We start from the raw sequence: 20630 nt of genomic DNA on the forward strand, positions 1-20630 counted from the left end.
GGTTTTCACCACCGCGCTCAGGAGCGTTCGGCTTCCTCCTGATTGTGCTGGGCCTGCGCCAGCTGGGCGGGGGTGTAGCGCAGGGTCAGGGCGAGCAGGCCCATGATGGCGGTGCCGATGGCGCAGACCAGCAGGACGAGGGTGTAACCGCTGCCGAGCGCGGCGATTTCGGCGGTGCTCATATCGGCGGCCTTGCCGGTGTGCCCGCCCAGCGAGAGGGTGCGGGAGGCCGCGACCGGGCTGAGCAGGCCGACCGCGACCGGGGTGCCCATATTCATGAACATCTGGCCGACCGCCGACAGCGGGCCGATATTCGCCATATCCACGCCCACCAGCACGCACAGCGGCAGGATCACGATGGTCGTGCCCACCGCGAAGCCGACCACGGACAGCAGGATCAGCAGGGTCGGGAAGTATTCGGCGGTCTGATCCAGTGTCGAGCCGAAGAAGAGCCCGGCGGCCAGCAGCAGGGCGGCGGCGAACAGCAGCCAGCGCGGCGGCACCAGCATGGCCAGTTTGGACGCGACGGCCGTGCCGACGCCCGCGCCGAGGGTGAACGGAATACTCGCCAGACCGGCCATCAGCGGGCTGTAGCCGAGCACGTTCTGCAGGAATTGCGCCACGAAGAAGGTGGTCGCGCCCAGCACACCCGAGGCCAGGAAGATGGCGGCGAAGGAGATGACCCGGTCGCGGCTGTCGAACAGCGACCACGGCAGCAGCGGATTGGCGACCGTGCGCTCGGCGAAGATGAAGACGAGCAGCAGCAGGAAGCCGCCGATGAGCGAGCCGAGAATGACCGCGCTGTCCCAGCCGTACACCGGCCCCTCGGTGGCGGCGAACACGATGGCCGCCACCGCCACCGTGCCCAGGATCGCGCCGCGCACATCCATGCTGATGCGGTGGTGCTCGGTATCGCGCAGCTGATAGATCGCGCCGATCACGATGAGGATGCCGATGGGGACATTGATCCAGAAGATCCAGCGCCAGTCGACCTGGGTGAGCGCGCCGCCGATCACCAGACCGCCGACCGAGCCGATACCCACCATGGAGCCGAAGATGGCGATGGCCTGATTGCGCGCGGGCCCCGGCGCGAAAGTGCTTGCCACGAGCGCGAATGCGGTGGGCGCGGCAATGGCGGCGCCGGTGCCCTGCAAGGCGCGGGCGGCGATGAGCCAGGCTTCGTTGGTGGCGGTACCGCACAGCGCGGACGCCACCGTGAACAGCGCGACGCCGAGGATGAGCATGCGTTTACGGCCGAACGAGTCGCCGAGCCGCCCGCCCAGCAGCATGAGTCCCGCGAACGGCAGGCCGTAGGCGGTGACGGTCCAGGCGCTGCCCGAACTGGACAGGCCCATCTCCTCCTGCAACCGCGGCAGCGCGAGAATCATGACGGTGCCGTCGAGCACCACCATCAGCTGCAGCCCGCTCAGGACGAGGATTGCGAGCCCGAACGCCCGCGTGGTCACCGGATACTGCATCGTCGCAGCGGGTTTATCGAGCACAGCAAGCCACTGTAATGGATGCCGGACACGGCCAACCGATCTCACCGCGCGGTCGGAGCCACGCAGCGGCCGCCCGGTAGCCTCCACACGCCCCCGACCTGAGGCGCGCAACCGGCGCGACCGACACACGCCGACGATCGGGTTCGACCGTCGCTCGCGTCGGGGACCTCAACCAACGCCCACCCCCGCGGGCTCTCGCACCACCAACCGAGCACAACCGGTCCGTACACACGAACGACCGGCCAGTCGGTTCTCGCCCGCGGGATGCGTGCCTCCGATCGCACCCGACAGGACGCCGAACAACTCGCACGACCATCACCACGCCCACGACCAGCCCACGCCGACCGTCAACCTCGTGCCACCGGCCAACTCAACTCGCGCCCCCGGTCAACTCGGCTCGCGCCCCCGGTCACCTCGGCTCACGCCCCCGGTCACCTCAGCTCACGCCACCAGCCAGCCCGGCTCACGCCACCGGCCATTTCGGCTCGCGCCCCCGGTCACCTCAGCTCACGCCCCCGGTCACCTCGGCTCACGCCACCAGTCACCTCAGCTCTCGCGCCCCGGTCAACTCAGCTCACGCCCCCTGCCAACTCAGCTCGCGCCCTGGTCAATAGACACAGCCTCAGCGTCCGGCGTGCCCGCGGTGAATCCGGCGGTGGGGCCGATGACGATGATCGCGGGCGGGCGGATGCCCTCTGCGCGTACGCGCTCGGCCACCGTGGACAGCTGTGCGCGCAGGGTGCGCTGGGTGCGCAGGCTGCCCTCCTGGACGACGGTGACCGGGGTGTCGGCGGCGCGGCCGCCCGCGAGCAGGGCGGCGGCGAACTGCTCGATCCGCTCCACCGCCATGAGCAGCACAATGGTGCCGCGCAGCCGGGCCAGGGCGGGCCAGTCCACCAGCGAATCCGGATGGTCGGGGGCGACATGGCCGCTGACCACCACGAATTCGTGGGTGACGCCGCGGTGCGTGACCGGTATCCCGGCCAGGGCGGGCACCGAGATGGCACTGGTGACACCCGGCACCACCGTCACCGGGACACCCGCCGCCGCGCACGCCTCCAATTCCTCGAAGCCGCGCCCGAACACGTACGGGTCGCCGCCCTTGAGCCGCACCACGAATTTGCCCGCCTTCGCCCCGTCGATGAGCGCGTCGTTGATGGCCTCCTGCGCCATGGCGCGGCCGTACGGGATCTTGGCGGCGTCGACCACCTCGACGTGCGGTCCGAGTTCGGCGAGCAGTTCCGGCGGGGCGAGCCGGTCGGCCACCACCAGATCGGCGCGCGCCAGCAGGCGGCGGCCGCGCACCGTGATGAGATCGGGATCGCCGGGGCCGCCGCCGATGAGCGCGACCCCCGGGGCGGTCGGTTCGGATTCGTCGGTGACCACCCCGGATTGCAGCGCCTCGAGCAGTGCGGTGCGCACGGCGGCCGAGCGGCGATGCTCGCCGCCGGCCAGCACGCCAAGGGTCAGACCGTCGTAGCGGGCGGTGGCCGGGGTCACGGCGGTGCCGAAGCGAGCGGCGTCGGCACGCACGCAGAAGACGCGTCGGCGCTCGGCCTCGGCGACCACGGCCGCGTTGGTGTCGGGCTCATCAGTACATGCCAGGGCGTACCAGGCCCCGTCCAGGTCGCCGTCGACATAGTCGCGCAGGGTGAGGGTGAGCTGCCCGGAGGTGGCCATGCCCTCCACTGCCGGGGTGGTGGCCCGGGTGATCACGTGCACGTCCGCGCCGGAGGCGATGAGCAGTCCGAGCCGCCGCTGGGCGACGGTCCCGCCGCCCACGACGACGACGCGACGACCGTTCAGATCCAGTCCGACCAGGTACGGCTCATCCCCGCCCGCGCGGGGAGCGAAGTTCGGGTCGCCGCCGGCGCGGTCATGAGATGCGGCTGACGTGTTCTGCACAAGGTTCAAGCCTACGGCGTGGCCGAGCGGACCCGACATGCGACCGGCTTCCGTGTGGCAAACGATAGATACCTCACCGGGTACGCGGCCCTCGAACCCCGGACCCGCGCCGATCCGGCACGGGCGCACCGGGCTGTCGCCCCCGATTGTTCAGAAGCGGCCCAGCACCTTGGTGGGGCTGATCCGTACGACCACGCGGTCGGCATCGTCGACCGAGGCCGGATTGAACTCGCGGTAGGGCTTGCCGGTGAATTTCAGCGACATGTGGTCGGGCAGGGCGCGTTCCGGGTCCGGAACGGCCTTGGCCACGCCGCGGACCTCGGCGTAGACGTACGGCCGATCCGGCGGGTTGATCATCACCGTGACACGCGGGTCGCGGACGATGTTCCGGTACTGCTGGCGCGAGACCGTCGTGGAGTAGATGAGCTCGTCGCCGTCGCGGTCGAGCCACACCACGGTCAGGTGCGGCTGGCCGTCGGCTCCGATCGTGGCGACGGTGGCGTACACCTTCGCCTCGTCGATGTGGTTCTTCAGGCTCTCGGGCAGAGTGGCTGCGTTCACATTCGCTGCGAACGCCAACCCCTACGCCGAGCATTCCCGGCGGTCCCCCGGCGATCTCGCCGGAGAGCGCCGGGATCACTCGTTCGGCCGTGCGTCCCTACCTCACTGCACACCGCCGCTGAGGTGCGGATAATCCTGCACCAGATGGAATCCCGAACCGCGCAAGGCGAATTCGTTCTCGTCCTGCCGCATCAACGTCATGGTGACCGGCTGGCCGTCGATCGTGCCGGTCAACACCAGCCGGTCGGGAGCGGGTCGCTCGTAGGTGAAGTCCGCCCAGGTGGGCCCCTCCGGATCCGGCTTCATGACGATCGTGCCCGCCGCGGCGTCGACCGTGCCGAGCACGGGCACCAGCGTGTCGTCCATCCGCTGGTAGTGGATCACTTCGAGATCCTCGAACACCACCCGCCGCCAACGGTTTTCATCGGTGAGCACCGGCGGCTGCGGAATACCGTCGCGGGTGAACTCGTCCACGTTCCAGATGCCGTACAGCTCGGAGGTCGGCCGACCGCCGCCCCATTCGCGATAGCCCTCCAGATTGATCTGTGCGAAGCCGACGCACAGCCACGCGGCCAGCGCGATCTGGGCCACGGCGGCGATTCGGGCGGCGCGGCCGTGGAAGGGACGCGGAGCCGTGGACGGTCCGGCCGCGCCGCCGAGCAGCACCGCGGTCACGCGGCGTGCCTCCGGGGCCAGCAGCACCAGGCTGAGCAGCAGCAGGTGGAACGACAGCAGTTTCACCGGCACGTCGTAGGTCATGTTCAGCACCCACACCTGCGCCATGCTCACCAGGCTCAGCAGCGCGCCCGCCAGCGCGGTGCGCGGCAGGAGCAGCAGCAGGCCGCCCAGTATCTCGGCCGCGCCGAGCAGGATCTCGTAGGCCGGGGACGCGCCGACCTGGCTCCACAGCACCGACATGAGGGTGAAGTCGCCGTACGGCTGTAGCAGGGTCACCAGCGACGGTTCCGCCATCTGGGTGGGAATGGCCTTGGCGAAGCCGTAGAGCAGCATCTGGGTGGCCAGGCACAGGCGGAGGAAGAGCAGGAACCAGCCCGCCAGGCGACGGTATTCGGTGCGCCGGCGATCCAGCAGGGTCCAGACGACCGTGGCCGCGACCGCCAGCACCAGGATGCAGAACACCAGGACGAAGAAGTAGACCTGGTCGCCGCTGCCCGAATCGGTGCGCACGACCGCCTCGGCGTCGAAGACCGCGCGGCCCACCCATTCGATGACCGGTGCGGGCAGCTGCGCGTATCTGATGACCAGGTCGTCGGGCAGCCGCAGCGCGAGCGGTCCCAGAAACGACAGCATTATCTGCGGGAAGAGCACGCAGAACAGCCCGAAGTAGACGAAGCTGAAACGGAAGGCGATGCGGGTGAACGGATTCCACCGCGTCGCGGCCGCCGGAGGCTGATCGAGGTCGGTGTCGACGGCGACCGTCCCCACGCTCATGGTGTCCCCTCTCTTTGTCGAGAGTTCGACGCTACGAATTCCGGGCGCGCGCGACCTCCAGGCTGACCCTGATTTCCACCCCGGTTCCGCCGGAGCCGACGTACTCCTCGCGGCTTACGTGCCATCCACACCGCGGCGTATTTCCCCAGTACAGCCGGGGAAGACAAGGGATCATCCCGGTGACCGGAACTACCGGATTCCATCCGCCGATTTCATGGCGCACGGCAACTAGAACGCGTTACATTCCACTCACCGTCCCACTGTGTCAGGAGGATCCATGACATCGGCCGACGCCGATCCCAACCAGCGGCGGCAACTGACCACCACCGAACGCGACCTCGACGCGGTCGCCGCCGCGCTGGCGCAGTGGCTCGCCACCAAGGTCGAGGCGGACCGCCCGCCCGAGGTCACGTCCATCACCCGTCCGACGGCGGGCGGCATGTCGAGCACCACCCTGCTCTTCGACGCCGCCTGGACCGAGCGCGGCGCGGCGGCCGGCGGCGCGTTCGTGGCGCGGCTGCCACCGGAGGACAGCTCCTTTCCCGTTTTCGAAACCTACGATCTGGCAACCCAATTCGCGGTGATGGCCGGGGTGGCTGAAGCCACCGACGTGCCGGTGCCGCCACTGGCCTGGCTGGAGCCGGATCCGAGCGTGCTGGGCGCGCCGTTCTTCGTCATGCGGCGCGTGGACGGGCGAGTGCCCGAGGACAATCCGCCCTACGTCTTCCTCGGCTGGCTGTTCGACGCCACGCCCGAGCAGCGATATGCCGTGACCCGCAACACCATCGAGGTCATCGCCAAGATCCACGCCATCGAGGATCCCGCCGAGCGGTTTCCGACGCTGGCCGGGACCGGATCGTCGTTGCGGCGACACGTGGACGCCCAGAAGGCGTGGTACGACTGGGCGCTCGCACGCGACGGCTATCGCATCCCGATCCTGGAGCGGGCCTTCGACTGGCTGGAGGAACACTGGCCCGCCGATCCCGGACCGGATGTGCTCAGCTGGGGCGACGCCCGGCCCGGGAACATCATGTTCGGCGACTTCGATCCGGTCGCGGTGCTGGACTGGGAGATGGCGGCCATCGGCCCGCGCGAACTCGATGTGGCGTGGACAGTGCTCATCCACCGGTTCTTCCAGGACATCGCCACCCGATTCGACCAGCCCGGCCTGCCGGACTTCATGCGGCGCAGCGACGTCGAGCGGCTGTACGAGGAGTTCACCGGGCACCGGGTGCGCGACCTGGACTGGTACCTCATGTACGCGGCGCTGCGACACGGCATCGTCATGGCGCGCATCAAACGCCGCATGATCCATTTCGGCGAGGACACCGACACCGCCGACCGCGACGACTACGTCATGCACCGGCCACTGCTGCAGGCCCTGCTCGACGGCACCTACGCCTGGGATTGACCCCGCGAACCGAGGAAACGACATGATCGGTCCATTGGACGAATACCCCATCCACCAGACGCCGCTGCCCATGGCGCGGGTGGGTACCAGCGATCGTAACTTCTACGACCGCAGCTACTTCAACGCCTCCGACCGGGACGGCGGCACCTTCCTCGTCACCGGGTTCGGTGTGTACCCGAATCTCGGTGTGGTGGACGCCTTCGCGACCGTGCGACGCGGGAACGAGCAACGGGCGGTGCGCTTCTCGGACGCATTGTCCGAGCGCAGCCTGGATCTCGCCGTCGGCGGGTACCGGCTGGAGGTGATCGAGCCGCTGCACAAGATCCGCGCGGTGTGCGAACACGAGGATCTGTCCTTCGACATGACATGGGAGGGCGCGTTTCCCGTGGTGCGGGAGGAGCCGCACACCATCATCACCGGGCTGAACCGGCCCATCATCGACGCGCAGCGGTTCGCGCAGGTGGGATCGTGGTCGGGGACGCTCACCGTGGACGGCACCGATTTCACGGTCGATCCGGCGGTGTGGACCGGGACCCGGGACCGGTCCTGGGGCATCCGGCCGGTCGGCGAATCCGATCCGCCGGGACGCGCGGCCGACGAACCGTCACAGGGCTTCTGGTGGCTGTACGTGCCGCTGCGTTTCGACGACTTCTCCATCATCGTCATCGTGCAGGAGGAACCCAACGGATTCCGCACGCTCAACGACGCCACCCGCATCTGGCACGACGGGCGCATCGAACAGCTCGGCTGGCCGCGGGTGCACCTCACCTACAAGTCCGGCACGCGGATTCCGGTGTCGCTGCGCCTCGAACTGACCACCCCCGACGGCAAACCGCTGGAAGTGGAGGTCGAAGCCGGGACCTTCATCGCCCTGAACGTGGGCTGCGGCTACGGCGGCGACCCCGACTGGCTGCACGGCCAGTGGAAGGGCCGCCGCTGGGTCGACAGCCGCCGCTACGACCTCACCGACCCCGCCATCGCGGGCCGCATCCCGTTCGGCGTCATCGACCATGTGGGCAAGGCCCGCTGCGGTGATGCCGAGGGTTGGGGGCTGTTCGAGCACGGCAGCCTGGGCCGCCACGACCCGACCGGATTCGCGGACTGGACGTCGGTGGCACCCTGAGCAATCCGACGGGCCGGTGGTGACGAAGTACTTCATGCCACGGTTCGACGGGACCCCGCGCCGACACCCGGCGCGGGGCCTCCCTAACCACGCGTGGCGTCCCAAATCACGTGGGGCGTCTCTAACCACGCGCGACGTCCCTAACCGCGCGGGGCGTCCCTGACCAAACGGCCGCCTCGCGATGCGATCGGCGCGGTGGATCCGCTAGCGTCCGCCGAATACAGCCGTCGCCACCGTGATTCCGCCGACCACGCGTTTCCGAACCACCAACCGCCCACCCGTCGCCGCGAGCAGTGCGGCGGCCTCCGCCACACTCGGCGTGCCGAGCGCGGCGGCGGTGCGCACCGAGGGGTTGGGCACCGCCACCGCCGCCAGTTCGTCCGGTGTGAACGCGACCACCGGAACGCCGAGTTCGGCCGCCGCCGCGACCAATCCGGGCTCCTCGGCCCTGCGGTCCACGGTGGCCAGGCAGGCGACCTCGACCTCGGCGGCCACCGCGCGCACCGCATCGAGAATGTCAGCGGCATCGGCCCCGGTCCGCATGCCCACGCCGACCACGAGAGCACCCGTCACGAGAACCCACTCCCTCCGGGCGCTACGGCACCAGCGGCCGGGGGTATGTCCAAACGCACCAGGCCGCTGCGGCGATGGTCACGCACCCGGTGATCGGTCGGCTGAAGCCGATCGGGAGTGCGGTGCCGGTCGATGTCGATCGCGCCGCCGGGTGCGTCAGGCACCTGTCCGGCTCCGGGCGAAATCCGCTGCGGCGGTGACGAAGCGGGCAATGGCCGCCGGATTTCCGGCGGGGTGGGTGTGCAGGTAGGAGGCGTGGACGCGGTGCGGGAGAGCGCCTTCCCTGACCGTTTCGCCGGTGGGTGAGCGCCAGCCCCAGGCGGGGAGGTCCGCACCCGTGGCGGTAAGCCGGGTGCGGTGGAACTCGTGGCCGCGTACCCGTTCGCCCGCCGACCACAGCGGGGAATCGGACAGCGCCACCGCATCCCGATAGCCGAGGGTGAGGCGGGGGCCGAATTCGGCCGCAGCGTCGACGACTCCGGCCATGGGATGGCCGTCGAGCGAGTGGGTCAGGTAGAGCAGACCGGCGCATTCGGCATGGATCGGCATACCCCGCCGCGCGCTCTCGGCCACCGCGTCGCGCAGCGCGGTATTCGCCGACAGCTCCGCCGCATGCTCCTCGGGGAACCCGCCGGGCAACACCAGACCCGCTGTGCCGGGCGGCAATTCGTCACGCAGCGGATCGAAAACCACCACCCGCGCCCCGGCCGCCTCGAGCAGTTCCCGATGCTCGGCGTAACCGAAGGTGAACGCGGCGCCCCCGGCGACGGCGACGACCACACCGGCACCGTGCGACGCGACCGCGGCCGAATCGCCGTCCTCGACACCACCAAACCCGGCGGCGCTGCCGCCAATGGTGCCGACCCCGGCACCGCCGACTCCGCCACCGGTCGCCCCGGCCGACGAGGCAGGCTCTTCGATTCCTCCTACCGCATCGCCACGTCGAGTGCCGTCTCCCATATCTGTCGTGACGGCGGCGACACGATCGGCACGAGGCACCGCGGCCGCGTCGGGGACGGCGGCGGCCGCGGGACCGGTGGCACCGGAACCGTCCCGCCGCCGAGCGCCGACGCCGATATCTCGCATGACGGATGCTCCGACGGGCTCGTGCCCCTCGCCGACAGCGGCACCGACGCCCACGACCGCCTCGGCGGGAGCGGTCGAGGTGGGAGCGCCCGGCTCGTGGGTCTGATCGGCGGCAGCGGTAGCTGCCGAGCAGATGCCGTGTGCTGCCATCGCGGCCCGCAATTCCGCGGCGGGGTCCCAGGCGGGGCCGGTGACCCGGGAGGCTGCCAGGGACACCACGGCGGGCAGGTCGATGTGTGCGGCGATGAGGTCGGTCATGGCCGCCACCGCGGATTCGGCCGCGACACCGTGTTCGACGGCGGGGATGAGGCCGAGATGGCGGGAGGGGACGGCCAATTCGGCCATGCGGGGTAGTGCGCCGAGGACCGGGAGGCCGACGCGGGCACAGGCGGCGCGCAACACCTGTTCGTGGCGTTCACTGCCGACACGGTTGAGGATGACGCCGCCGAGGCGGATACCGCTGTCGAAGGTGGCGAAACCGTGCAGCAGCGCGGCGAGGCTCTGGCTGTGGCCGCGAGCGTCGACCACGAGGACGACCGGTGCGCCCAGCATGGCGGCGATCTGGGCGGTGGAGCCCTCGGCCACGGGTGCGGTGTGGTGTTCGTCGATGCGACCGTCGAACAGGCCCATGACGCCCTCGACCACCGCGATATCGCAGTCGCGGCTGCCGTGGAGATACAGCGGCGCGATCCGTTCCGCGCCGACCAGGACGGGGTCGAGGTTGCGGCCGGGGCGACCAGCGGCCAGTCCGTGATAGCCGGGGTCGATGTAGTCGGGGCCGACCTTGAAGGGGGCCACCCGATGCCCGGCTCGCCGCAGCGCACCGATCAAACCCGTTGCGACCGTGGTCTTTCCACTGCCGGAGGCGGGTGCGGCGATCACCACCGCCGGTGTACTCACCATTCGATCCCCCGCTGGCCCTTGCGGCCCGCGTCCATCGGGTGTTTCACCTTGGTCATCTCGGTGACCAGGTCGGCGGCCTCGACGAGGGCCTGCGGGGCGTCGCGGCCGGTGACGACCACGTGCTGGTTGCCGGGACGGGAGCGGAGGGTGTCGACCACCTCGTCCACATCGACCCAGCCCCATTTCAGCGGGTAGGTGAATTCGTCGAGGACGTAGAAGCGGTGCTGCTCGGCGGCGAGGCGGCGCGCGATCTCCTGCCAGCCCGCCAGGGCGGCGGCGGCATGATCCTGCTCGGTGCCGTGCTTGCGGGTCCAGGACCAGCCCTCACCCATCTTGTGCCATTCCACGGCCCCGCCCGCACCGGTCTGCTCGTGCAGGCCGCCGAGGGCGCGGAAGGCCGCCTCCTCCCCCACCTTCCATTTGGCGCTCTTCACGAACTGGAACACCGCGATGTCGAAGCCCTGATTCCACGCCCGCAACGCCATCCCGAACGCCGCGGTCGACTTCCCCTTGCCGGGCCCGGTGTGCACCGCGAGCACCGGCTGATTGCGCCGCTGCCGCGTCGTCAGTCCGTCGTCGGGAATGCTCTCCGGCAGCGGGACACCTTTGGGCATGGAATGTGGCTCCTTTCGCGACGGCGACCCCCGGTCGCCGCCCCCAACGGTGCCACACCACGCCCCCGCGCCGACCGCCGGGCAGCGCGCCACACCGCCCGCCGGGCAACGCGCCACACCGACCGCCGCGAGCCCGGCCGGGCGACCGAAGCCGCCAACTGGCTCGCTGGCCGCCCGCGCCTGCCGCTCGCCACTCGCCACTCCAGGATGCCCCGTCCGCGGCGGCGGCATCGGTGTCGAAGTCGCGGGCGTCCGGTGCTGTCCGCTCAGCCGGATGTCCGGCGGACTATGGGCGCTCCTCACCCGCGCGACCGGCGGACCCGCTCCGGCTCGCCGCCCAGTCGCGGAACGCGGCGATGAACTCCTCGGGCGCGTCGGACTCCACATAGGTGCCGGCACCCTGGACGATCACGGTCCGGTGATCGGGGAAGGTCGCTTCCAGACGCTCACGTTCCCGCGACCGGAAGGCGATATCGGCGTCACCCCACACGATCAGGGTCGGCAGCTGCGCGATATCGGCGAGACCCGCCTCGACCTCGGCGAAGAAGGTCCGGCTGGCGAGGACCCGGCCGGGCAGGACGGCCGAGGCCTGGCGGCGTTCCGGAGTGTCCAGCGCGCGGCGGTAGTGGTCCATTTCGGCCGCGGTGGGCGTGCGCCGGCGATGTCCGGTGGGGATGAAGGTGTTGACGAGCAGGTTGAACCGACGCACCAGGAAGCGCCCCGGAAGTCCGCCGATGAGGCGCGAGAACGCCTCGAAGTGCAGGTCGCCGTTGACCGGCCACGCCCAGGTATTGGCGAGTACCAGGCGCTCGAAGACGCCCGGCCGCCGCTGCGCCGCGGCCAGGCCGATCGTGCCGCCCCAGTCCTGCCCGATCAGGGTGACGCCCTCGAGGCCGAGCGCGTCGACGAATGCGGTGACCACGTCGGCGTGTTCCTCGGGCAGGTAGCGGTATCCGGGCTTCGGCGTCGACAGCCCGAAGCCCGGATAGTCGAGGGCGACGCACCGGAAGTCGTCGCGCAGCCCCCGGATCACGTCGCGCCAGAGAAACGACCAGGTCGGATTGCCGTGCAGCAGAAGCAGTGTGGGCCCCGACCCCTCGTCGACGTAGTGCACGGTGTGCCCGTCGATATCGATGAATCGGCTCTCGAACGGAAACAGGGCGTCATCGACCCAGTCGGGCCGCACACTCCTGGTGATATCGGCCATGGCGGCCCCCTCTCTCCTCGGACTCCCGAGTAGCTTGAATATTTCCTACGGACTTTACTATTTCAAGCACGATTCCGGGCACAATCCAGCCAGCAGCCACCGGATTGGCAGCAGTCGGTCAGTTCAGGGCGTGCAGGACCGCCGAGAAGAGACGGCCGATACCGCTGGTGATCGCACGGAACAGGCCGGGTGCGGCGGCCTCGATCAAGGCCGGTGCGGCCTCCCCCATGAAATCGGCACCATTGTCGGCCACCTGGCCGCGCCGGTCGGCCCGCCGGTCACGACGACGAAATATCCCCATACACCTTCGACGTGTGGGCGCCACGATTCGTTCCCGTGGGCGATCGGCGCCTGCGGTCGCGCGGCGGCCGGTCGGCGGCACCGAACGCCCGGCATCGCAGCGCAGGGGACGCACCGGCGACCCGGATCAGACGACCCGGATCAGGCGACGCCGACTCCGGCGCGGACCACGCCCGCGACCGACTCGCCGGTGAGCTCACCCAGCCGCAGATATCCGGCGCGCAGGTCGCGGGCGATATCGCGGGCCAAGCCGAGGCGGATCATGCCGCGTTCGCAGTCCACCACCATGGCGGTGACCCCGTCACCGGCCAGCAGGCGGGCGGCGGTGCGAGCGCGCGGGACCGGATCGGTGCCGCCGGTGGCGCGGCCGTCGGTGAGCAGCACGACCAGCGGGCGGCGCCGGGGGTCGCGAACGCGCTCGCGGGCCAGAACCTCGCGGGCCTTCAGAAGTCCTTGCGCCAGTGGGGTTTTGCCGCCGGTTCGGATGCCCGCCAGGCGACGGACGGCGATGTCCACCGAGGAGGTCGGCGGCAGCACCAGGTCGGCGTCCTGACCACGCACGGTGATGACGGCGACCTTGTCGCGGCGCTGGTAGGCATCGCGCAGCAGCGTCACCACCGCGCCGGTGACGGCGGACAGGCGGTCGCGGGCCGCCATGGAACCGGAGGCGTCGACCACGAAGACCACCAGATTCCCTTCGCGGCCTTCGCGATACGCGCCGCGCAGGTCGTCGACGGCCAGCGCGAGGGGGCCGGAGTCGCGGCCCCGGGCGCGCTGGTGCGGCGCGGCGGCGAAAACGGTACCGAGCAGGTGCAGGCCGCCGGTGGTGTCCGCGATGGCGCGCACCACCCGGCCCTGCCGGGTGCGGGCGCGGGAGCGGCGGCCGGGGGCACCCTCGCCGATACCCGGGACCTCCCAGCGCGGGGGCTTGGCCGGGGAGAGCGCGGGCAGTCCCGCATCGTTCTCCCGGGCGGGACGACCGGAATTCGACTCGCCATCAGGAGAATTCACATCGCCTGGTGGACGGACCCGTGAATCCGATTCGGCGTCAGGATGATTCGGCCCATCCCGGGTCGGATCCAACGCCGACTCGGACTGGCCCGAATGGCTGTCTGATTCATCCGAACGGCCATCGAAAAGGTCCGAATGGCCGTCCCGGCTCTCCGAACGGCCCTCGGCAGCATCCGCACCGCCCTCAGCAGTATCGGCACCGCCCTCGGCAGAATCCGCGCAGCCTCGCGAGTCCTCGGGCTCGGGCGAATCAGCCGCTCCGCCTTCGGGTTCCGTGTCGTCGGTCAGCGGCCCCGCACCGTCGTCGGGCGAGACCCCATCGCTTTTCCCGGATCGTCCTCCTGCGCCCGCGCGGCTTCCTCCGCCGCCTGCCGCATGGCCTCGTCCAGCTGCTCCTCGCTGATACCGGGCTCGTCGAACGGGTCGCGCCGCCGTCGGTGCGGCAGTGCGAGTTCCGCCGCCACCCGCACATCTTCCTCGGTGACCGCGCCGCCGCCGCGCCAGGCGGCGTGTGCGGTGGCGGTGCGTGCCACCACCAGATCGGCGCGCATCCCGTCCACGTCGAAGCTCGCGCAGAGGGCTGCGATGCGGCGCAGTTCCACGGTGTCGAGGGTGATCTCGTCGAGGCGGTCGCGTGCGGACAGAATGCGCTCGGCCACCTCACGGTCAGCGGCGGTGTAGCGGGCCGCGAATCCGGCCGGGTCCGCCTCGTAGTCGAGGCGGCGGCGCACCACCACCATGCGCACGTCCACCTCGCGCGAGGCGACCACGTCGACGGTGAGGCCGAAGCGGTCCAGCAGCTGCGGCCGCAGCTCGCCCTCCTCCGGATTCATGGTGCCCACCAGCACGAAACGGGCGGGATGCGAGGCCGAGACGCCATCGCGTTCGATATGCACCCGCCCCATGGCGGCGGCGTCGAGCAGCACGTCCACCAGGTGGTCGTGCAGCAGGTTCACCTCGTCGACGTAGAGCACGCCGTGGTGGGCGGCCGCCAGCAGACCGGGTTTGAACGCCTGCTCGCCGTCGCGCAGCACCCGCTCCAGATCCAGTGAGCCGACCACACGGTCCTCGGTCGCGCCCACCGGCAACTCCACCAGCCGGGCGGGCCGCGCCCCGCTCTCGTCCACGATGGGCGGCAGCAACTGCGCCAGCGCACGCACCACGGTCGATTTGGCGGTGCCCTTCTCCCCGCGCACCAGCACACCACCGATACCGGGATGCACCGCGCACAGGATCAGCGCGAGCTGTAACCGCTCCTGACCGACCACGGCCGAGAACGGGAACCCGGCATCGTCCCCGACGGACGAACCGCCCACTCGTACGGATTCGGGATGCGCAACACGGGAAGCCGACACGCCCCCACTGTATGCGCGCCACACACCGGCCCTCACCACGCCCCCGTCACAGCTGAGATCTGAGCGTCGATGGCGACAGCGTGACCGGTCGCCGCCGCATCCGCTCGACGCCGCCGGCCACAGACGCCACGGTGAAACCCGAACCCCGTCGCAGGCCGGTTCCATCGCATCGGCATTCACCGACGGCCGCGGCTGGGTGCACGCGACCGCCGTACCGGGACAAAGGTTCGGCCCCGCACCGGGTTTCGGTGGGGGCCGAGGAAGATGCGGCGGCTCAGCCGCGGCGCATCGGGATGTGCGGTATGCCGTCCTCGATGTACTCGTCGCCGTCGGGCTTGAAGCCGTGCTTGGTGTACATGTCGACCAGGTAGGTCTGGGCGTTGAGGCGGACCGTGGCCGAACCCGCCTCGGCGAGGGCGGCCTGCAGCACGCGGGTGGTGTAGCCGTGTCCGCGGGCGGGAACGCTGGTGCAGAGGCGGCCGATGCGGAAGGACTTCACGCCGTCGTGGTGCTCCTCGAGCAGCCGCAGGGTGCAGATGACCTCACCCTCGTCGTCGAGCCAGAAGTGCCGGGTCTCCGGCAGCAGGTCGAGCCCGTCGAGTTCCGGGTAGGCGCATTTCTGCTCGACGACGAACACTTCGACGCGAAGTTTCAACAGCTTGTACAGGGTCTCGGTATCCAGGTCCTGGGCCCACGACCGTTTGAGAGCAACCGTTGACATCATCGCGTCTTGCTATCACACCGCGGCGTGCGGCGCGACCCCTTCGGTATCGGGCGTGTTCGATTCGAGACGCAGCGCCTTGTTGGACCAGTCCCACACCTCGCGGAACAGCGCCTGGTTCTCCGAGAGCTTCACGCCCAGCGAGGGCACCATTTCCTTGAGTTTCGGCTGCCACGAGGCGTATTCGTGCGGGAAGCACTTCTGCATGACGTCGAGCATGGCGCTCACGCAGGTGGACGCGCCCGGGGAGGCGCCGAGCAGACCGGCGATGGTGCCGTCCTCGGCCGCCACCACGGCGGTGCCCAGTTCCAGCACGCCGCCGGCGCCCTTGCGCCGGATCATCTGCACGCGCTGGCCAGCGATGATCAGCTCCCAGTCGTGGCCGTCGGCGCGCGGAATGAACTCCTCCATCGCGTCGACCCGACCGGCCTGCGACTTCAGCAGCTCCGAGACCAGGTACTTGACCAAGCCGAGTTCGGTGACGCCGACGCCGAGCATGGAGAACAGGTTGTTGGGTTTCACCGACTTGAGCAGGTCGGTGTAGCCGCCGTCCTTGAGGAACTTCGGCGTCCAGCCCGCGTAGGGGCCGAACAGCAGTCCACGGTCCCCGTCGATGACGCGGGTGTCCAAGTGCGGCACCGACATCGGCGGCGCGCCCACGGCGGCCTTGCCGTACACCTTGGCCTCGTGCTTGGCGATGAGTTCCGGATTGGTGCAGCGCAGGAACAGACCCGACACCGGGAACCCGCCGAAGCCGGAGATCTCCTTGATGCCGGACTTCTGCAGCAGCGGCAGCGCGCCGCCGCCCGCGCCGACGAAGACGAACTTGGCGTTGACGACGCGCGCCTTACCGGTGCGGGTGTTGCGCACCTTCACCAGCCAGGAACCGTCGGACTGCTTGGTGAGGTTGCGCACCTCGTGCCCGAAGGCGAGATCGGCACCGGACGCGCCCAGGTAGGCCAGCAGTTCGGTGGTCAGCTCGCCGAAGTCGATATCGGTGCCGGCGTCGGTCCAGTTCAGCGCGACCGGGTCGGAGAAGTCGCGGCCGCGGGCCATGAGCGGCAGCCGACGCGCGAATTCGTCGGGGCTGTCGATGAATTCCATCCCCTCGAACAGCGGATGCCGCGACAGCGCCTCGTAGCGCTTGCGCAGGTACTGCACATCCGCCTCGCCGTGGGTGAAGCTCACGTGCGGTATGGGGTTGATGAAGTTCGAGGGTTCGGCCAGGATGCCGGTCTCCACGGCGTACGACCAGAACTGGCGCGACACCTGGAAGCGCTCGTTGATGTCGATGGCCTTGGTGATCTCGACGGAGCCGTCGGCGTTCTGCGGCGTGTAGTTGAGCTCGCACAGCGCCGAGTGGCCGGTGCCCGCGTTGTTCCACGGGTCGCTGCTCTCCGCGGCGGCGGCGTCGAGCCGCTCGAACACGGTGATCGACCAGTCCGGCTGCACCTGGCGAAGCAGTGCACCCAGGGTGGCACTCATGATGCCGGCACCGATGAGTACTACATCGGTCTTCTCAATCTTGGCAGCGTTCGGCACGGGTAGATCGACTTCCTTGTCCTAGATGCGGCAACCTAGCGGCGCTTAGGTTACCCGTCGTTCACCTAGTTTCGATTGTGCCCCTCAACACGTGGAATTCACGCAGCGACAGGGCCGATTGTGAGAGATCCCTCCCGGGTGTGATGCCGCGACGTCGGGGGATAGATTGGGACTGTGAGCTCCGATACGCCCGCCGCGACCTCCACCGTCACCGATCCGACGGCTCCCGCCTGGCAACCGGATGTGCTGGGTGCGGGCTACGAACGACTGACCATCCCACTGGGTCCCGACCCGGACGGCGAGGGTGAGGTGGAGGCCGTCCTGGTCCGCCACACGCCCACCGAGGCGCCGGTCGCGACCAAGGCCGTGCTCTATGTGCACGGGTTCACCGACTACTTCTTCCAGAAGCATCTGGCCGAGCATTTCGCCGGGCGCGGATACCGCTTCTACGCGCTCGACCTGCGCAAGTGCGGCCGGGCCCGGAAGTCGGGGCAGACCGCGCACTATGTCAGCGATCTGACGCTCTACGACGCCGAGTTGAATCGCTCGCTGCGGACCATCCGTGCCGAGACCGGGCTGCCCACGCTGATCCTGGCGCATTCGACGGGTGGGCTGATCGCCTCGCTGTGGCTGAACCGACTCAATCGCTCCGGCGGCGTGCGGGCGCAGGGCATTACCGGACTGGCGCTCAACAGCCCGTGGTTCGACTTGCAGGGACCTGCCTACTACCGGTCGGTCGGTACGGCGGTACTGCACGGCCTGGCCCGCTTCAGCGCCATGACTCGCCTGCCGCTGCCCGAGGGCAGCGCCTACGGCGACAGCCTGCACCACACCGTCGCCGGGGAATGGGATTACGACCTGGACTGGAAGCCGCTGACCGGCTTCCCGGTGCACGCGGGCTGGCTGCGCGCGATCCGCCGCGGGCATGCCCGCCTGCATCAGGGCCTGGATATCGGGGTGCCCGCGCTCATCATGCGGTCGAAGGTGACCAAGTTCATGCGCAAGTACGGTCCGGCCGCGGATGTGTCGGATGTGGTGCTGGATGTCCGCCAGATCCAGCGCTGGTCGGGCTGCCTGGGCACGCGCACCAATATCGTGCCCATCGAGGGGGCCCGCCACGATGTGTTCCTGTCCGCGGAGACGCCGCGTAAACAGGCGTTCGCGGAGCTGGATTCGTGGCTGGACTGGCTCGACACCGCCTCGGCCGAGCCCGTCGCCACCTCACCAGAAGCTGGTGCGTAGCACGATCTCGGTGGCCAGTTCGTGGTCTGCCTCGGTGGCCACGTCGGTGACATCCATGGTGACCAGGCGGTATTCCCCGTAGACATGGCGGCCGGACGCCTCGGCCGCCTCCCGGGGCAGCGCCTTGGTGGCCAGCAGGGTGGTGGGTATCTCCACGGCGGGGCAGCTCGGATCCGGGGCCGTGCCGCCGGTGACGGGCACCGCGGGGTGGGCGCGACCGGCCACGACCAGGCTCATGAACCGGCCGAAACCCCGGGCGGACAGCTGCCAGGCCAGCTCGGCCCCGGCGCCGCAGCCGACCAGGTTGGCCCACGGCACCCGCAGTTGATCGAGCAGGGCGAGCACGGTGGCGGTGTCGAGGCCGTCGGCGTGCTCGACGACGAAGGTGCGCAGATCGGAGTTGTGCAAGCGGGCACAGACCTGGTCGTAGACGTCCGCGGGAGCGCCCGCATCGGGCAGCAGCAGAACACTGTGCCGGGATTCGGGGCCCCCGACTCGCACGGTCCACGTCTTGTCACCGACCGTGAGCTGCCGAGATTCCATGTGAATTCACGGTACACGTCACCGGGGAGACCGCATCGCGTGTCGGTGTGATTTCGATCGGGGCTCAGCGGGTGGTGCGCAGAATGGCGAGATCGGTCGGTGCGCCGCCGGTGATCAGTCCTTCCAGGGCCGCCTCGTCGAGGTGCTTCTCCATCAGGTCGGCGAGCAGGTCCAGCTGTGCGGTGCGCTCCCGCGCCACCGAAACATCGTCGGCCACAACGAAGCCCGTACGCCCGGCGCGCTCGGCGAGTTCGCGCAGCCAGGCTCGGCGGAACGCGTCGTTCTCCAGGGCGCCGTGCAGGTGGGTGCCCCAGACGCAGCCGCGCGCACTCCCTTCGGGAGCGCCGTCCAACTCCAGCCAGGGCCGGTCGCCGCTGTGACGGACCCGACCGTGATGAATCTCGTATCCGTGCACGGGCAGGCCGCGGGCGTGGCCGGTGGCGCGGCGCAGCACCTTCGGGTCGGCGAATTCGATCTCGAGGTCCAGCAGGCCGAGGCCCGCGACCGTGCCCGCGTCCGATTCCACGCGGTCCTCGATGGCACGGGCCAGCATCTGGTAGCCGCCGCAGATGCCCAGGATCGGCCCGCCCGCGGCGGCGCGGGCGCGCAGGGCATCGGCGATTCCGGTGCGGCGCAGCCATTCCAGATCGCTCACGGTGGCCTTGCTGCCGGGCAGGATCACCAGATCCGCGCCGGTCAGCCGGGAGGGATCGGTGACCCAGCGCACGGCCACCCCCGGTTCGCAGGCCAGCGCCTCCACATCGGTGGAGTTGGAGATGCGCGGCAGCCGGATGGCGGCGACGGTCAGCCATTCCGGCCCGCGCGGCGGCAGGGAGCGGCCCACCGGGGCGTCGGCGACGGTGCCGAGCGAATCCTCGGCGTCGATCCACAGCTCCTCGGCGAAGGGGAGGACACCGAGTGTGGGGCGGCCGGTGAGCGCGGTGAGCTGGTCGATACCGGGTCGCAGCAGCTCCACGTCACCGCGGAACTTGTTGATGACGAATCCCGAGATCAGTTGCTGGTCTTCGGGTTCCAGAATGGCGACGGTGCCGAAGAGATGCGCCAGCACCCCGCCGCGGTCGATATCGCCGACCAGCAGCACCGGCAGCCCGGCCGCGCGCGCCAGGCCCATGTTCGCCAAATCGGTGGCGCGCAGGTTGATTTCGGCCGGTGACCCCGCGCCCTCGCAGATCACCACATCGAATTCGGCTCGCAACGCGGCCAATTCGTCCGCCACCACCTGCCGCAGGTGCTGCCGGTGCCGGAAGTAGTCGCGCGCCCCCACGGTGTCGACGGCCCGCCCGCGCACCACCAGCTGGGAGCGCCGGTCACTGCCGGGTTTGAGCAGGATCGGATTGAAGCGCACGCTGGGCTCGAGTCCGCACGCCCGCGCCTGGAGGGCCTGCGCGCGGCCGATCTCCCCGCCGTCGGGGGTGACGACGGAGTTGTTGGACATGTTCTGCGCCTTGAACGGCGCGACGCGCACCCCGCGCCGCGCCAGCATGCGGCAGAGACCCGCCACCACAACGCTTTTCCCGGCGTCGGAGGTGGTGCCCGCGACCAGCAGCGCGCCCTTCAC

16 protein-coding genes and 1 pseudogene are annotated in these 20630 nt (G+C 69.9%); 3 read left to right on the plus strand and 14 right to left on the minus strand.

The features are described 5' to 3' along the window. Window positions 1–17: 17 nt before the first annotated feature. The 4 genes from FOH10_RS20800 to FOH10_RS20815 all read right to left on the minus strand — a co-directional run bounded on the left by FOH10_RS20800 (window position 18) and on the right by FOH10_RS20815 (window position 5420). Window positions 18–1502 carry an MFS transporter gene (locus FOH10_RS20800; RefSeq protein ID WP_425326095.1) on the minus strand — a complete coding sequence of 495 codons (1485 nt, stop codon included), beginning with the start codon at window positions 1500–1502 and terminating at the stop codon, window positions 18–20. A 591-nt stretch (window positions 1503–2093) separates the two neighbouring features. Further along, window positions 2094–3323 (minus strand): uroporphyrinogen-III C-methyltransferase, encoded by a 1230-nt coding sequence (cobA, locus tag FOH10_RS20805; RefSeq protein ID WP_244962106.1) that lies wholly within the window; start codon window positions 3321–3323, stop codon window positions 2094–2096. A 234-nt stretch (window positions 3324–3557) separates the two neighbouring features. Then, window positions 3558–3968, minus strand: a complete 411-nt coding sequence (locus tag FOH10_RS20810) for a PPOX class F420-dependent oxidoreductase (protein WP_235204458.1) — start codon at window positions 3966–3968, stop codon at window positions 3558–3560. A 102-nt stretch (window positions 3969–4070) separates the two neighbouring features. Continuing rightward, window positions 4071–5420, minus strand: a complete 1350-nt coding sequence (locus FOH10_RS20815; RefSeq protein WP_143982002.1) for a DoxX family protein — start codon at window positions 5418–5420, stop codon at window positions 4071–4073. A 277-nt stretch (window positions 5421–5697) separates the two neighbouring features. Between FOH10_RS20815 and FOH10_RS20820 the strand changes: the two genes are divergently transcribed. Then, entirely contained in the window at window positions 5698–6831 is a 1134-nt protein-coding gene (locus FOH10_RS20820) for a phosphotransferase family protein (protein WP_143982003.1), read from the plus strand. Between the two features lie 22 nt (window positions 6832–6853). Further along, entirely contained in the window at window positions 6854–7954 is a 1101-nt protein-coding gene (locus FOH10_RS20825; RefSeq protein WP_143982004.1) for an Rv3169 family protein, read from the plus strand. A 204-nt stretch (window positions 7955–8158) separates the two neighbouring features. Here FOH10_RS20825 and FOH10_RS20830 read toward each other — a convergent pair whose 3' ends face one another. The 8 genes and pseudogenes from FOH10_RS20830 to mqo form a co-directional block, all read right to left on the minus strand. Further along, entirely contained in the window at window positions 8159–8527 is a 369-nt protein-coding gene (locus tag FOH10_RS20830; RefSeq protein WP_308212912.1) for a cobalamin biosynthesis protein, read from the minus strand. Between the two features lie 156 nt (window positions 8528–8683). After that, window positions 8684–10516, minus strand: coding sequence for a cobyrinic acid a,c-diamide synthase CobB (locus FOH10_RS20835; RefSeq protein WP_143982005.1), 1833 nt, complete (start codon window positions 10514–10516; stop codon window positions 8684–8686). Next, window positions 10510–11130 (minus strand): cob(I)yrinic acid a,c-diamide adenosyltransferase, encoded by a 621-nt coding sequence (cobO, locus tag FOH10_RS20840; RefSeq protein WP_143982006.1) that lies wholly within the window; start codon window positions 11128–11130, stop codon window positions 10510–10512. Before cobO ends, FOH10_RS20835 begins: the two co-directional genes overlap by 7 nt. 286 nt (window positions 11131–11416) lie before the next feature. After that, window positions 11417–12337: an alpha/beta fold hydrolase gene (locus tag FOH10_RS20845; RefSeq protein ID WP_143982007.1), complete on the minus strand. Its 921-nt coding sequence runs from the start codon at window positions 12335–12337 to the stop codon at window positions 11417–11419. 118 nt (window positions 12338–12455) lie between these two features. Continuing rightward, window positions 12456–12638, minus strand: coding sequence for a hypothetical protein (locus tag FOH10_RS20850; protein ID WP_115061543.1), 183 nt, complete (start codon window positions 12636–12638; stop codon window positions 12456–12458). Between the two features lie 140 nt (window positions 12639–12778). Next, window positions 12779–14964, minus strand: a pseudogene (locus tag FOH10_RS20855) (VWA domain-containing protein). 313 nt (window positions 14965–15277) lie between these two features. Then, on the minus strand, window positions 15278–15727 hold the full coding sequence (locus FOH10_RS20860) for a GNAT family N-acetyltransferase (protein WP_029929906.1): 450 nt from the start codon (window positions 15725–15727) through the stop codon (window positions 15278–15280). 12 nt (window positions 15728–15739) lie between these two features. Beyond that, window positions 15740–17209, minus strand: coding sequence for a malate dehydrogenase (quinone) (gene mqo / locus FOH10_RS20865; RefSeq protein ID WP_228808029.1), 1470 nt, complete (start codon window positions 17207–17209; stop codon window positions 15740–15742). A gap of 231 nt (window positions 17210–17440) precedes the next feature. Between mqo and FOH10_RS20870 the strand changes: the two genes are divergently transcribed. Beyond that, on the plus strand, window positions 17441–18508 hold the full coding sequence (locus FOH10_RS20870) for an alpha/beta hydrolase (protein ID WP_143982008.1): 1068 nt from the start codon (window positions 17441–17443) through the stop codon (window positions 18506–18508). Here the strand turns inward: FOH10_RS20870 and FOH10_RS20875 are convergent. Together FOH10_RS20875 and FOH10_RS20880 are read right to left on the minus strand one after the other, a co-directional pair. After that, window positions 18488–19051, minus strand: a complete 564-nt coding sequence (locus FOH10_RS20875; protein WP_039816034.1) for a hypothetical protein — start codon at window positions 19049–19051, stop codon at window positions 18488–18490. The two genes, FOH10_RS20870 and FOH10_RS20875, sit on opposite strands and share 21 nt — an antisense overlap. A gap of 64 nt (window positions 19052–19115) precedes the next feature. Further along, window positions 19116–20630 (minus strand): cobyric acid synthase, encoded by a 1515-nt coding sequence (locus FOH10_RS20880; RefSeq protein WP_143982009.1) that lies wholly within the window; start codon window positions 20628–20630, stop codon window positions 19116–19118.

Source organism: Nocardia otitidiscaviarum (genome assembly GCF_007362295.1).
Lineage (GTDB): Bacteria > Actinomycetota > Actinomycetes > Mycobacteriales > Mycobacteriaceae > Nocardia > Nocardia otitidiscaviarum.

Excerpts from the sequence above, each read along its gene's own strand:
- FOH10_RS20815 (WP_143982002.1), bottom strand. The coding sequence starts at position 5,420 with ATGAGCGTGGGGACGGTCGCCGTCGACACCGACCTCGATCAGCCTCCG.
- FOH10_RS20820 (WP_143982003.1), top strand. The coding sequence starts at position 5,698 with ATGACATCGGCCGACGCCGATCCCAACCAGCGGCGGCAACTGACCACC.
- FOH10_RS20825 (WP_143982004.1), top strand. The coding sequence starts at position 6,854 with ATGATCGGTCCATTGGACGAATACCCCATCCACCAGACGCCGCTGCCC.
- FOH10_RS20835 (WP_143982005.1), bottom strand. The coding sequence starts at position 10,516 with ATGGTGAGTACACCGGCGGTGGTGATCGCCGCACCCGCCTCCGGCAGT.
- cobO (WP_143982006.1), bottom strand. The coding sequence starts at position 11,130 with ATGCCCAAAGGTGTCCCGCTGCCGGAGAGCATTCCCGACGACGGACTG.
- FOH10_RS20845 (WP_143982007.1), bottom strand. The coding sequence starts at position 12,337 with ATGGCCGATATCACCAGGAGTGTGCGGCCCGACTGGGTCGATGACGCC.
- FOH10_RS20850 (WP_115061543.1), bottom strand. The coding sequence starts at position 12,638 with ATGGGGATATTTCGTCGTCGTGACCGGCGGGCCGACCGGCGCGGCCAG.
- FOH10_RS20860 (WP_029929906.1), bottom strand. The coding sequence starts at position 15,727 with ATGATGTCAACGGTTGCTCTCAAACGGTCGTGGGCCCAGGACCTGGAT.
- mqo (WP_228808029.1), bottom strand. The coding sequence starts at position 17,209 with ATGAGTGCCACCCTGGGTGCACTGCTTCGCCAGGTGCAGCCGGACTGG.
- FOH10_RS20875 (WP_039816034.1), bottom strand. The coding sequence starts at position 19,051 with ATGGAATCTCGGCAGCTCACGGTCGGTGACAAGACGTGGACCGTGCGA.